The sequence below is a fragment of the Pseudomonas subflava genome, from assembly GCF_023823685.1.
Classification (GTDB): Bacteria; Pseudomonadota; Gammaproteobacteria; order Pseudomonadales; family Pseudomonadaceae; genus Aquipseudomonas; species Aquipseudomonas subflava.
This window is the reverse complement of sequence record NZ_JAMXBF010000006.1, coordinates 199,921-213,445: the sequence shown is the minus strand read 5'-3', so window position 1 is coordinate 213,445 and position 13,525 is coordinate 199,921. Positions and strand designations below refer to the sequence as shown.

Sequence of the window (13,525 nt, the reverse complement as noted above, 5' to 3'; positions counted from 1 at the left end):
GTCAGTCCATGAAGCCCTGCAGCTTCAGCTCGATGGATCGCGGATTCTCGCCTTCGGCGATGGACAGGATGCCCTCCAGCAGCATTTCGCGGTAACGCGACTGGCGCGCCGCGATGGCCTTCAGCTTGGCGCCCACCGGCAGCAGCAGCAGGTTGGCAAAGGCCACGCCGTAGATGGTGGCGACGAAGGCCACGGCGATGCCGCCGCCCAGCTTGCTGGGGTCGGCCAGGTTGCCCATCACGTGGATCAGCCCCATCACCGCGCCGATGATGCCGATGGTCGGCGCGTAGCCGCCCATGCTCTCGAACACCTTGGCCGCCTGGATGTCACGGGCCTCCTGGGTGTAGAGGTCGACTTCGAGAATGCTGCGGATGGCTTCCGGCTCGGTGCCGTCCACCAGTAGCTGCAGGCCCTTGCGGGCATAGGGGTCGGATTCGGCGTCGGCCACCGGCTCGAGGCCCAGCAGGCCCTCCTTGCGCGCCGTCATGCTCCAGCCGACCACACTGTTGATGCCGCCGGCCAGGTCGATACGCGGCGGAAAAATGATCCAGCGCAGGATGGTCAGGGCCCGCTTGAACACGTTCATCGGGGCCTGGAGAAAGGCCGCGCCGAGGGTGCCGCCGATCACGATCAGGGCCGCCGGCCCGTTGATCAGCGCGCCCGCATGCCCGCCCTCCAGATAATTGCCGCCGACGATGGCGACGAAGGCGAGAATGACCCCGATGAGGCTCAGTACATCCATCAGACGCAGGCCTCGGTGAGATGCCGGCCGATCTCGTCGAGGCCATACACGGCATCGGCCAGATTGGCCTTCACCACCGCCATGGGCATACCGTAGATCACGCAGCTCGCCTCGTCCTGGGCCCACACCTGGCTGCCGCTCTGCTTGAGCAGGCGCGCGCCCTCGCGGCCATCGGCGCCCATGCCGGTGAGCACCACCGCCAGCACCTTGTCATTGAACGATTTGGCCGCCGAGCCGAAGGTGATGTCCACGCAGGGCTTGTAGTTGAGGCGTTCGTCGCCGGGCAGGATTCGCACCGTGCCGCGCGGGTCGACCATCATCTGCTTGCCGCCGGGGGCCAGCAGGGCCAGGCCCGGGCGCAGCACGTCACCGTCCTCGGCCTCCTTGACGGTGATCCGGCACAGCTTGTCCAGGCGCTCGGCGAACGCCTTGGTGAAAGCCGCCGGCATGTGCTGGATCAGCACGATGGGCGCCGGAAAATTGGCCGGCAGCTGGGTCAGCACGCGCTGCAGCGCGACGGGGCCACCGGTGGAAGTGCCGATCGCCACCAGCCGGTACGGTTTACGCTTTGGGGCGCCACCACTGGCGGCTGGTGCGGCGGGTGCCGCGGGACGGGCACTCGGCGAGGGCGCAGTGCTGCGCGCGGTGCCGAAACCGGACTGCGCGGGCGCCGAGGAAGATGCCGTGCCATGGCTAGACGGGCTCGGCGCCGCCGGACTGAAGGTGCTGTAGCGTCGGTTGCTTCGCGCGATGGTATGCACCTTCTCGCACAGCATCGCCTTGACCTTGTCCGGGTTGCGCGAGATGTCCTCGAAATTCTTCGGCAGGTAGTCCACCGCACCGGCATCCAGCGCATCCAGGGTGACGCGGGCGCCTTCGTGGGTGAGCGAGGAGAACATCAGCACCGGCGTCGGGCAGCGCTGCATGATGTTCCGCACTGCCGTGATGCCGTCCATCATCGGCATCTCGTAGTCCATGGTGATCACGTCCGGCTTCAGCGCCAGCGCCTGATCGATGGCCTCGCGGCCATTGGTGGCGGTACCGACCACCTGGATATCGGGGTCGGCGGAGAGGATTTCCGAGACCCTGCGGCGGAAGAAGCCGGAGTCGTCCACCACCAGGACCTTGACTGCCATAAACACTCCAGAGCGACCGGCGGGGCCGGTCGTGAACGATCAGATGCGCCGCGCGTAGCGCTTGAGCATGCTCGGCACGTCGAGGATCAGGGCGATACGCCCGTCACCGGTAATGGTTGCGCCAGACATGCCGGGCGTGCCCTGCAGCATCTTGCCGAGCGGCTTGATCACCACCTCTTCCTGGCCCACCAGTTGATCGACCACGAAGCCGATACGCTGGCTGCCAACGGTGAGGATCACCACATGGCCCTCGCGCTGCTCCTCGTTGGAAGCACCGACAACCAGCCAGCGCTTGAGGTAAAACAGTGGCAGCGCCTTGTCGCGCACGATCACCACTTCCTGACCGTCCACCACGTTGGTGCGCGACAGGTCGAGGTGGAATATCTCGTTGACGTTGACCAGCGGGAAGGCGAAGGCCTGATTGGCCAGCATCACCATCAGGGTCGGCATGATCGCCAGGGTCAGCGGGACCTTGATGATGATCTTCGAGCCCTGCCCCTTGGCCGAGTGCACGTTGATGATGCCGTTGAGCTGGGAGATCTTGGTCTTCACCACGTCCATGCCGACACCGCGGCCGGAGACGTCGGAGATCTCGGTCTTGGTCGAGAAGCCCGGGGCGAAGATCAGGTTGTAGCACTCGGTCTCGCTCAGGCGATCAGCGGCGTCCTTGTCCAGCAGGCCCTTCTCCACCGCCTTAGCGCGGAGGACCTCCGGGTCCATGCCCTTGCCGTCGTCGGAGATCGACAGGAGGATGTGATCGCCCTCCTGCTCGGCGGACAGCACCACCCTGCCCGCCCGCGCCTTGCCGGCGGCCTCGCGCTCGTCCGGCCCCTCGATGCCGTGGTCGACGGCGTTGCGCACCAAGTGCACCAGCGGGTCGGCCAGGGCCTCGACCAGGTTCTTGTCGAGGTCGGTCTCTTCACCGACCAGCTCCAGGTTGATCTCTTTCTTCAGGTTGCGCGCCAGGTCGCGAACGAGGCGCGGGAAGCGGCCGAAGACCTTCTTGATCGGCTGCATACGGGTCTTCATGACCGACGTCTGCAGGTCCGCCGTGACCACGTCGAGGTTGGAGACGGCCTTGGCCATCGCCTCGTCGCCGCTGTTCAGGCCCAGGCGCACCAGACGGTTACGCACCAACACCAGTTCGCCGACCATGTTCATGATCTCGTCCAGGCGCGCGGTGTCGACACGAACGGTAGTCTCGGCCTCGCTGGCGGCAGCGCCACCACCGGCGGGGGCAGGTGCCGGAGCCGGCGCGGCGGGCTTGGCCGGCTCGGGTTTCGCCGCCGGCTTGGCAGCGGCAGGCTTCGGCGGCTCGGCCTTCTTCGGCTCCGCCTTCTTGGCTGACGCCGCCGCAGCAGAGGCTACCGGCGCTGGGGCATCGGGCACTTCCGCGGGGCCGGTGAACTTGCCCTTGCCGTGCAGCTGGTCCAGCAGCGCTTCGAACTCGTCGTCGGTGATGTCATCGCCAGCCCCTGCCACAGGCGTCGCGGCGGCAGGCTTGGCGACTGGCGCGGCGGGTTCCTCGGCGGCAGCGCTGAACTTGCCCTTGCCATGCAGCTGGTCCAGCAGCGCCTCGAATTCGTCGTCGGTGATTTCGTCCCCGGCACCTGCCGTCGGCGCGGCCGTGGCTGGCTTGGCCGCAGGCGCGGCGGTTTCGTCGGCGCCGCTGAATTTACCCTTGCCGTGCAGCTCGTCGAGGAGCGCCTCGAATTCGTCGTCGGTGATGTCGTCGGTGCCCGCCACCGTGGACTCGGCGGCCGGCTGCTCGCCGATGGCTTCCAGCAGCTGTTCGAACTCGCTGTCGGTGATGTCGCCACCCGCTTCGGTCGCGGCGCCCGTGTCGGTCTCCGGCTCCGGCTCGGCGGCCAGCTCGTCGGCGCTCTCCGGCTCGGCCAGGCGCGCCAGCGCAGCCAGCAGTTCGGGGGACGCGGGAGTCGGTTCGGCGCGCTCGCGCACCTGCCCGAACATTTCGTTGACTGCGTCCAGCGCCTGCAGGACCACGTCCATCAATTCGGCGGTGACGCGGCGCTCGCCCTTGCGCAGGATGTCGAACACGTTTTCCGCGATGTGGCAGCACTCCACCAGCTCGTTCAGCTGGAGGAAGCCCGCACCACCCTTGACGGTATGGAAACCGCGGAAAATCGCATTGAGCAGGTCCATGTCATCCGGTCGGCTTTCCAGCTCGACCAGTTGCTCGGACAGCTGCTCAAGAATTTCGCCGGCCTCTACCAGGAAGTCCTGGAGGATTTCTTCATCGGCGTCGAAGCTCATCGTTGCGCTCCAAAGGCTCTGTTAGAGCTCTTAAAATCCAAGGCTGGACAGCAGGTCATCGACATCGTCCTGGCTGGAAGCGATGTCATCACGCTTATCGGCATGAATCTGCGGACCTTCACCCTTGGAAGGCTCTTTTTGTTTTTCCTGCTCGGCACGCAGGGCGTCCATGTCGTGCTGGATGCCGGCGAAGCGATCGACATGGCTGGCCATCAGTACCAGCTTGAGCAGGTTGCTCTCGACCTCGGTGACCAGTTGGGTCACGCGCTTGATCACCTGCCCGGTGAGGTCCTGATAGTCCTGCGCCAGCAGAATGTCGTTGAGCTGACTGGACAGCTTCTGGCTGTCGCGCTCGCTGCGGGCGAGGAACAGCTCGATACGCTTGGCCAGATCGCGGAAGGCATCGGCGCCCATTTCCCGGCGCATGAACTTGCCCCAGTCCTCGGACAGGACCTTGGCCTCGTCGCCCAGGTCGTTGACCAGCGGAGCGCTCTGCTCTACCAGGTCCATCGTGCGGTTGGCGGCCTTCTCGGTCATCTGCACCACGTAGGACAGACGCTCGGTGGCATCGGAAATCTGCGAGATTTCCTGAGCATGCGGATTGCGAGGATCAATCTGGAAATTGACGATCGCGTTGTGCAGCTCACGCGTGAGCTTGCCAACTTCCTGGTAAAGCCCCTGATCGCGGGCCTGACTCAGTTCGTGGATCAGATGCACAGCCTCGCCGAAACGGCCTTTCTCCAGGCTCTCGACGAGCTGGCTGGCGTGTGCCTTCAGGGTCGATTCAAGTTCGCCCAGGGAGGATTCATCGTTTGCCATAGCGCCCCCGCGGCGGACATCAACCGTTGACTCGTTCGAAAATCTTCTCGATCTTCTCTTTCAGCACCTGAGCGGTGAACGGCTTGACCACATAGCCGTTAACACCGGCCTGGGCGGCTTCGATGATCTGCTCGCGCTTGGCCTCGGCGGTCACCATCAGCACCGGCAGCGTCTTCAGGCGCTCGTCGGCACGCACGGCACGCAGCAGGTCGATACCGGTCATGCCGGGCATGTTCCAGTCGGTCACCAGAAAATCGAAGCTGCCGCTCTGCAGCATCGGCAACGCGGTATTGCCATCGTCGGCCTCCGCGGTGTTGGTGAACCCCAGATCACGCAGGAGGTTCTTGATGATCCGTCGCATCGTCGAGAAATCGTCAACGATGAGGATTTTCATGTTTTTGTCCAAGTCGACCTCCGTACAGTCCTAAACGCCCCCGGAAGTCCGGGGGCGCCGTCAATCATGAAAATCGGCCAGCCCGTCAGCTGGCTCGCCACTCGCTCAGCCTGGACCGCAAACGCGCGGCGCACTGGCTGTGCAACTGGCTGACCCGGGATTCGCTGACCCCCAGTACCTCGCCGATTTCCTTCAAATTCAGTTCTTCGTCGTAATACAGCGACAGGACCAGACGTTCGCGCTCCGGTAGATGGGCGATGGCGTCGGTCAGCGCCTCCTGGAAGCGCTCGTCCTCCAGGCCGTGCAGAGGGCCGCCGTGGCTGCTGTTGATGTCCTCGTGCAGCCCGCCCTCCTCGCCGTCCTGCACCAGGTCGTCGAAGCTGAACAGGCGGCTGCCCAAAGTGTCGCCAAGAATGCCGTAGTAATCCTCGAGACTCAATTGGAGTTCGGCCGCAACCTCTTGATCTTTAGCGTCTCTGCCGGTGCGCGCCTCGATGGCGCGGATGGCGTCGCTGACCATGCGGGTGTTGCGGTGGACCGAGCGCGGCGCCCAGTCGCCCTTGCGCACCTCGTCGAGCATGGCGCCGCGAATGCGGATGCCGGCGTAGGTTTCGAAGCTGGCGCCCTTGCTGCCGTCGTACTTCTTCGAGGCTTCGAGCAGGCCGATCATGCCGGCCTGCATCAGGTCGTCGACCTGCACGCTGGCCGGAAGGCGCGCCAACAGGTGGTAGGCGATGCGCTTGACCAGAGGCGCGTAGCGCTCGATCAATTGGTGCTGGGAATCCTGCGCCTGCGCTTTGTTGTACATGCGAAGTCCACTGGCTGCTGTCATACGGCCGTCCCCGCGATCGGCTGCTGCACCAGACGCTCGACGAAGAACTCCAGATGGCCGCGCGGGTTGGCCGGAAGCGGCCACGTGTCGACTTTCTGGGCGATCGCCTTGAACGCCAGTGCGCATTTCGAGCGCGGGAAGGCTTCGTATACCGCGCGCTGTTTCTGCACGGCTTTGCGAACGGATTCGTCGTAGGGCACGGCCCCGACGTACTGCAAAGCCACATCAAGAAAACGATCGGTCACCTTGGTCAGCTTAGCAAAGAGATTGCGCCCTTCCTGCGGGCTGTGGGCCATGTTGGCCAGCACGCGGAAGCGGCTCATGCCGTAATCGCGGTTGAGCAGCTTGATCAGCGCATAGGCGTCGGTGATCGAAGTCGGCTCGTCGCAGACCACCACCAGCACTTCCTGGGCGGCGCGCACGAAGCTGACCACGCCGTCACCGATGCCGGCGGCGGTGTCGATCACCAGCACGTCGAGGTTGTCGCTGATGTCGCTGAAGGCCTGGATCAGGCCCGCGTGCTGCACCGGCGAAAGCTGCACCATGCTCTGGGTGCCCGAAGCGGCCGGCACGATACGGATGCCGCCGGGCCCCTGGAGCAGGACATCCTTGATATCGCACTCTCCGGCAATCACGTCGGCCAGCGTGCGCTTCGGCGTCAGGCCGAGCAGGACGTCGACGTTGGCCAGGCCCAGGTCAGCGTCCATCAGCATGACCCGGCGACCGAGGTCGGCCAGTGCCAGCGACAGATTCACCGACACATTGGTCTTGCCGACGCCGCCCTTGCCGCCAGTGACTGCGATCACCTGTACGGGATGCATACTACCCATGTTCTTCTCTTACCCTTGTCTTGCCGGTCTGGGCTGGTCGGGCAACGACACCGACCCTTTCCTAACACTAGAACGCCTTGAGCGGCGCTGCCTGCCCTAGCCCGCGCGACGCGCCGGGTGGTGGTACAGGCCGGCGAACATGTCCGCCATGGTCTCTTCGCTCGGATCCTCCGCAGTCTGCAGGCTCACGGCGCGGCTCACCAGCTGATGGCTGCGCGGCACCTGCAGATCGTCCGGGATCTTCGGCCCATCTGCCAGATAGGCTACCGGGAGATGCTGGCTGATAGCCAGTCCCAGAACCTCTCCGAGGTTGGCCGCCTCGTCCACCTTGGTCAGGATGCAGCCGGCCAGACCGCAGTGCTTGTAGCCGTGATAGGCGGCCTTGAGCACCTGCGCCTGGCTGGTCGCCGCCAGTACCAGATAGTTCTTCGCTTTGACCGCACGACCGGCCAGGCTCTCCAACTGTATGCGCAGGGCCGGATCGTTGGCCGGCAGACCGGCGGTGTCGATCAGCACCACCTTCTTGCGTGCCAGCGGCGCCAGGGCCTGAACCAGCGACTGGCCCGGGTCGACCTGGGTCACCGACACGTTGAGGATGCGGCCGAGGGTCTTGATCTGCTCCTGAGCGCCGATGCGGAAGCTGTCCATGCTCACCAGGGCAATGCTCTGCGCGCCGTATTTCAATACGTAGCGCGCCGCCATCTTGGCCAGGGTGGTGGTCTTGCCCATGCCCGCCGGGCCGACCAGGGCGATCACGCCGCCCTCTTCCAGCGGCTCGACCTCGGGGGTGCGGATCGCATGGGCCAGGTGGGCCAGCAGCATACGCCAGGCCTGGCGCGGATCGGCAACCTGCGCCACGCGTTCCAGCAGGGCCTTGGACAGGTCGGCCGACAGGCCCATGCGCTGCAGGCGGCGCCACAGGTTGGCCTGCTGCGGCTTGCGGTTCTGCAGTTGCCCCCAGGCGATGGAGCCCAGCTGCACCTCGATCAGCTCGCGCAGACCGTTCAGTTCGAAGCGCATGGCGTCCAGCGCGCGCTGGTCGACCGCGGCGGCGGCGGCCGGTTTCGGCGCCGGCTGGGGCCCGGCGACCGGGCGCTGCACCTTGACCGCGGTGGCCGGCAGCTCGGGGGCGATCAGCGACTCGTTGGCGAACAGCTGGCGATCCTTGCGCTCGTCGGCCACTGCACGCACGGCCAGTTCGGCCTGGGCATTGGCGATCGTCGCCTGGGTCTTGCGCAGCTCCGCTTCCAGCGCCGGGTTGGGCTGGCGAGACGGCGCGGCGGGCTGGTAATCCAGCGCAGCGGTCAGCTCCACGCCACCGGCCACACGGCGATTGCCGATGATGGAGGCATCGGCGCCCAGCTCATCACGCACCAGTTTCATGGCGGTACGCATATCGGCGGCGAAGAAGCGTTTGACTTGCATGGCTTAGAACCCTCAGTTCTGGCCGACCGTGGCGACGATCGTGACCTGCTTGTTGTCCGGTATTTCCTGGTAGGCCAGTACGTGCATGGACGGTACGGCGAGCCGCGCGAATCGCGAGAGCATCGCCCGGACCGGACCGGCCACCAGCAGAATCACCGGCTTGCCGAGCATTTCCTGGCGCTGCGCCGCTTCCACCAGGGAGCGTTGCAGCTTCTCGGCCATGCCGGGCTCGAGGAGGATGCCATCCTCGGAGCCCTGACCGGCCTTCTGCAGGCTATTCAGCAATAACTGTTCCAACCTCGGCTCCAGGGTGATCACAGGCAGCTCCGGCTCTAGTCCCACAATGCTTTGCACGATTGCGCGGGACAGCGCGACGCGAACCGCCGCCACCATCGCGGCGGGATCTTGACTCTTGCCGGCCACGTTGGAGATGGCCTCGGCGATGCTGCGGATGTCGCGGACCGGCACCTGTTCCGCCAGCAGGGTCTGCAGCACCTTGAGCAGGGTCGACAGGGAAATCATGCCCGGCACCAGCTCCTCGGCCAGCTTCGGCGAGCTCTTGGCCAGCAGTTGCAGCAGTTGCTGGACTTCCTCGTGGCCGAGCAGCTCGTGGGCGTGCTTGTGCAGGACCTGATTGAGGTGGGTGGCGACCACGGTGCTGGCGTCCACCACCGTGTAGCCGAGGGACTGGGCCTGGTCGCGCTGGGTCGGGTCGATCCACACCGCCTCCAGCCCGAACGCCGGATCCTTGGCGGCGATGCCGTTCAGGCTGCCGAAGACCTGGCCGGGGTTGATCGCCAACTCGCGCTCCGGGTAGACCTCAGCCTCCGCCACGCTCACCCCCATCAGCGTCAGGCGATAGGCGTTGGGCATCAGGTCGAGGTTGTCGCGAATGTGCACCGAGGGCATCAGGAAGCCCATTTCCTGGGACAGCTTCTTGCGTACACCCTTGATCCGCGCCAGCAGCTGGCCGCCCTGGTTGCGATCAACCAGCGGGATCAGGCGGTAGCCCACCTCCAGGCCGACCATGTCCACCGGGGTCACGTCGTCCCAACCCAGCTCCTTGACCTCCTGGGCGCGCTGGGCGGGCAGCAGTTCCTGCTGGCGCTTGTCCTCCTGCTCGGCCTCCACCTTGGACTGGCGCTGCTTGTGCACGATCCAGTAGGCGGCGCCCGCCGCGATCAGGCCGAGGCCGATGAAAGGCACGTGCGGCATACCGGGCACCAGGCCCATGGCGATCATGATCGCCGCCGAGACGGCCAAGGCCTTGGGCGAGGCGAACATCTGCCGGTTGATCTGCTGGCCCATGTCCTCGGCGGAAGAGACGCGGGTGACCATCACGGCGGCCGCGGTGGACAGCAGCAGCGACGGGATCTGCGCTACCAGGCCGTCACCGATAGTCAGCAGGGTGTAGATGCGGCCGGCGTCGCCGAAGGCCAGGTCGTGCTGCACCACCCCGATGGCGATACCGCCGATCAAGTTGATGAAGAGGATCAGCAGGCCGGCGACGGCGTCGCCGCGGACGAATTTCGAGGCACCGTCCATCGAGCCATAGAAGTCGGCCTCCTGGGCCACCTCGGTCCGGCGTTTCTTGGCCTCGGCCTGGTCGATCAGGCCGGCGTTGAGGTCGGCGTCGATGGCCATCTGCTTGCCGGGCATGGCATCCAGGGTGAAGCGCGCACTCACCTCGGAGATGCGCCCGGCGCCCTTGGTAACCACCACGAAGTTAATGATCATCAAGATGGCGAACACTACGGCACCGACCACGTAGTTGCCGCCGATCACCACTTCACCGAAGGCCTGGATCACCTTGCCCGCGGCGTCGTGGCCCTCCTGGCCGTGTAGCAGGACCACGCGGGTCGAGGCGACGTTCAGGCCCAGGCGCAGCAGGGTCGCGGCCAGCAGTACGGTGGGGAATACGGCGAAATCCAGCGGCCTCAAGGCATAGATGGCGACCAGCAGGACGACGATGGACAGGGCGATACTGAAGGTGAAGAGCAGGTCGAGCAGGAACGGCGGGATCGGCAGCATGACCATGGCCAGCATGACCAGCAGCAGCAGCGGGATGCCGAGGTTGCCGTGCCGCAATCCCGACAGATTGCTGCGCACATCACCGATGATTTGCCCACGATCCAAAGCCACGTGCTACCTCGCCTATTCAATCTTTTGACGCGAATGGCGCCATGACTGGGCTAGAGCAAGAACCCGGCCATGTTGGGCCGGCCAGGCAAAACAACACGTTACATCGGGTCGGAAACCCACCGCGGGTTAGAGAGTCAGAACTAGCCACCCAACAGGAGAAATCACCATGCGCCAATGGACCCTCGCCGCCCTCCTCGCCGCTGCCGCTAGCGCGCAGGCCGCGCCGCTCGACATCACCCTGCATGCCGTCGACAGCTCCGGTGTCGGCAAGGCGGTCGGCACCGTCAAGGTCGAACAAAGCCGCTACGGACTGGTGTTCACCCCCGCCCTGTCCGGAATGGAGCCCGGCATCCATGGCTTCCATGTACATGCCAATCCGAGCTGCGAGCCAGGCATGAAGGATGGCAAGGCGACCGCCGCGGACAAGGCCGGCGGTCACTGGGACCCGGAAGGCACCGGCAGCCACGGCGCGCCCTGGCAGGATGATGCCCACCGCGGCGACCTGCCACCGCTCTACGTGGATGCCAATGGCAAGTCCGAGCAGCCAGTGCTGGCACCGCGCCTGAAGAGCCTTGACGAGCTCAAGGGCCATGCGCTGATGGTGCATGCCGGCGGCGACAACCATTCGGACCATCCCATGCCGCTCGGTGGTGGCGGCGCGCGGGTCGCCTGCGGCGTGATCCGCTGACCGGCGAGCTCGACGGCCTCGAGGCGCGTGGCGCTTCGAGGCCTTATTCGTCGCGCCGCAGATCGGGCGGGATCGGCAGACTGCCCAGCGGGCTCGGCCGCTTGCCCTTGCCGGCGCGGAACTGCTTGAGCTGGTAGACGTAGGCCAGCACCTGGGCCACGGCCAGGTACAGGCCCGCGGGGATTTCGTGATCTACCTCGGTGGAGTAGTAAACGGCCCGGGCCAGGGCCGGCGATTCGAGCAGGGTCACCCGGTGTTCCTGGGCGATCTCGCGAATCTTCAGGGCCAGGAAGTCGCCGCCCTTGGCCACCAGCAACGGCGCGTTGCCCTTCTCCGGATCGTATTTCAGCGCCACGGCGAAGTGAGTCGGGTTGGTGATCACCACATCGGCCTCGGGCACCTGCTGCATCATCCGCCGCTCGGCCATCTGCCGTTGCAGCTGGCGGATCTTCGACTTGACCTCGGGCTTGCCCTCGGAGTCCTTGTACTCGTCCTTGACCTCCTGCTTGGTCATCATCAGCTTCTGCTTGGTGTCCCAGAGCTGGAACGGCACGTCCAGGGCGGCGATCAGGATCAGCCCGCAGGCCAGCCAGATCAAGCTCCAGCCGGTCACATTCATGGCATGCAGGATGGCCGATTCGACCGATTCGTTGGCGATGGCCAGCAGGTCGTCCTGATCGGACTTGAGCACGGCCAGCGCCACTATCAGGATCACCGCGAACTTGCCCAGCGCCTTGAGCAGCTCCACCAGCGCCTTGGTGGAGAACATGCGCTTGAGGCCCTCCAGCGGATTCATGCGGCTGAACTTGGGCATCAGCGCCTCGCCGGAAAACAGCCAGCCACCGAGCGCGACGTTGCCGACGACGGAAGCGATCAGCAATACGATGAAGAACGGCTGCAGCGCCTTCAGCGCCTCCATACCGGTGCGCAGCAGATGGCGGGCCATGGCGCCCTCCTCCAGCAGCGCCTCGCGCGACAGGGAGAAGTTGCCGCGCATCATGTCCATCATGGCCTGCCCCATGTCGGCGCCGAACATCAGCAGCGCCGCCGCGCCAGCCATGGTCACGGTGAGGGTACCCAGCTCACGCGAACGGGCGATCTGGCCTTTCTTGCGCGCCTCTTCCAGGCGCTTGCCTGTTGGCTCTTCACTCTTGTCCGCGCCGCTTTCACTCTCCGCCATGCTGGAGCCTCCTCAGCGAGCGCGCGCCAGTTCGCGCAGTTGCAGCAGGGCCTCGCTGGTCAGCACTTGAAAGTGCGAGAGGAAATCGGAGAGGCCCAGCCAAAAAATCACCATCCCCAGCACCAGCGTCAGCGGGAAACCGATGGAGAAGATGTTCAGTTGCGGCGCGGCGCGGGTCATCACGCCGAACGCCAGGTTGACGATCAGCAGCGCGGTAATCACCGGAAGCGCGACCAGCAGGCCCGCGGCGATCACCCAGCTCAGCTTGCCGGCCATTTCCCAGTAGTGGTCGAGCAGCAGCCCTCCGCCTACCGGCAGCGTCACGAAGCTCTCGGCCAGTACCTCGAACACCACCAGGTGGCCGTTCATGGCCAGGAACATCAGCGTCACCAGCATCAGCAGGAACTGTCCCAGCACCGGCACCGACACGCCGTTGCTGGGATCGACCATGGAGGCGAAGCCCAGGCCCATCTGCATGGCGATGATCTGCCCGGCGACGGTGAACAGGTGGAAGTACAGCTGCAGGAAGAAACCGAAGATCACGCCGATCAGAATCTGCTCGAAGATCAGCAGCATGGCCTGCAGGCTGACGGCATCCACCTGTGGCATGGGCGGCAGGTTGGGCGCCAGCACCACGCAGATGGCCAGCGACAGGTAAAGGCGCACGCGCATCGGCACCAGTTGGGTGCCGATCACCGGCATCACCATCAGCACCGAGGCGATGCGGAACAGCGGCAGGAGGAACTGGCCCACCCAGCCGCCGATCTGCGCGTTGGTCAGCTCGAGCATCAGCCGATCAACAGCGGAATGTTCTGCACCAGCGTCTGGGTGTACTCCATCAGCTCGCGCACCAGCCAGGGCCCGGCCCACATCAGGGTGAGCAGCATCACCAGCAGACGTGGGATGAAGCTCAGGGTCTGTTCGTTGATCTGCGTGGCCGCCTGGAACATGGCCACTAGCAGGCCTACCAGCAGGCTCGGCAGCACCGTCAGACCGACGATCACGGCGGTCAGCCAGAGTGCTTCGCGGAACAGGTCGACAGCGACTTCAGGGGTCATCGGTA

Annotated in this window: 13 protein-coding genes; 1 reads left to right on the top strand and 12 read right to left on the bottom strand. The window is 65.4% G+C overall.

What is annotated here, in order from left to right:
• Position 1: 1 nt before the first annotated feature.
• From NF616_RS10135 to flhA, 9 genes are all read right to left on the bottom strand, one after another.
• Positions 2-742, bottom strand: a complete 741-nt coding sequence (locus NF616_RS10135; protein WP_252273119.1) for a flagellar motor protein — start codon at positions 740-742, stop codon at positions 2-4.
• Entirely contained in the window at positions 742-1,878 is a 1,137-nt protein-coding gene (locus tag NF616_RS10130) for a protein-glutamate methylesterase/protein-glutamine glutaminase (protein ID WP_252273118.1), read from the bottom strand. The genes NF616_RS10135 and NF616_RS10130 overlap by 1 nt, the downstream gene beginning before the upstream one ends.
• Before the next feature lie 39 nt (positions 1,879-1,917).
• Positions 1,918-4,152 (bottom strand): chemotaxis protein CheA, encoded by a 2,235-nt coding sequence (locus tag NF616_RS10125; RefSeq protein WP_252273117.1) that lies wholly within the window; start codon positions 4,150-4,152, stop codon positions 1,918-1,920.
• Between the two features lie 30 nt (positions 4,153-4,182).
• Positions 4,183-4,971, bottom strand: coding sequence for a protein phosphatase CheZ (locus NF616_RS10120; protein WP_252273116.1), 789 nt, complete (start codon positions 4,969-4,971; stop codon positions 4,183-4,185).
• Positions 4,972-4,990: 19 nt separating this feature from the next.
• Complete coding sequence (locus tag NF616_RS10115; RefSeq protein WP_169920072.1) at positions 4,991-5,365, bottom strand: chemotaxis response regulator CheY; 375 nt, start codon at positions 5,363-5,365, stop codon at positions 4,991-4,993.
• Between the two features lie 85 nt (positions 5,366-5,450).
• Positions 5,451-6,197 carry an RNA polymerase sigma factor FliA gene (gene fliA / locus NF616_RS10110; RefSeq protein WP_252273115.1) on the bottom strand — a complete coding sequence of 249 codons (747 nt, stop codon included), beginning with the start codon at positions 6,195-6,197 and terminating at the stop codon, positions 5,451-5,453.
• Entirely contained in the window at positions 6,194-7,027 is an 834-nt protein-coding gene (gene fleN, locus NF616_RS10105; protein ID WP_252273114.1) for a flagellar synthesis regulator FleN, read from the bottom strand. The genes fliA and fleN overlap by 4 nt, the downstream gene beginning before the upstream one ends.
• 96 nt (positions 7,028-7,123) lie before the next feature.
• Positions 7,124-8,452: a flagellar biosynthesis GTPase FlhF gene (gene flhF, locus NF616_RS10100; protein ID WP_252273113.1), complete on the bottom strand. Its 1,329-nt coding sequence runs from the start codon at positions 8,450-8,452 to the stop codon at positions 7,124-7,126.
• A gap of 12 nt (positions 8,453-8,464) precedes the next feature.
• Positions 8,465-10,588, bottom strand: a complete 2,124-nt coding sequence (flhA, locus tag NF616_RS10095; RefSeq protein ID WP_252273392.1) for a flagellar biosynthesis protein FlhA — start codon at positions 10,586-10,588, stop codon at positions 8,465-8,467.
• 172 nt (positions 10,589-10,760) lie between these two features.
• On the opposite strand from flhA, the gene sodC reads away from it, so the two are divergent.
• On the top strand, positions 10,761-11,282 hold the full coding sequence (gene sodC, locus NF616_RS10090; RefSeq protein WP_252273112.1) for a superoxide dismutase [Cu-Zn] SodC: 522 nt from the start codon (positions 10,761-10,763) through the stop codon (positions 11,280-11,282).
• Between the two features lie 43 nt (positions 11,283-11,325).
• Here sodC and flhB read toward each other — a convergent pair whose 3' ends face one another.
• Genes flhB through fliQ form a run of 3 tightly spaced genes read right to left on the bottom strand, consistent with a single transcriptional unit; the run spans position 11,326 to position 13,520 of the window.
• Positions 11,326-12,462, bottom strand: a complete 1,137-nt coding sequence (gene flhB, locus NF616_RS10085; RefSeq protein ID WP_252273111.1) for a flagellar biosynthesis protein FlhB — start codon at positions 12,460-12,462, stop codon at positions 11,326-11,328.
• A 12-nt stretch (positions 12,463-12,474) separates the two neighbouring features.
• Complete coding sequence (gene fliR / locus NF616_RS10080) at positions 12,475-13,251, bottom strand: flagellar biosynthetic protein FliR (RefSeq protein ID WP_252273110.1); 777 nt, start codon at positions 13,249-13,251, stop codon at positions 12,475-12,477.
• The gene (fliQ, locus tag NF616_RS10075; RefSeq protein WP_252273109.1) at positions 13,251-13,520 is read right to left on the bottom strand and encodes a flagellar biosynthesis protein FliQ; all 270 of its coding nucleotides are present in this window, start codon (positions 13,518-13,520) and stop codon (positions 13,251-13,253) included. Before fliQ ends, fliR begins: the two co-directional genes overlap by 1 nt.
• Positions 13,521-13,525 lie beyond the last annotated feature (5 nt).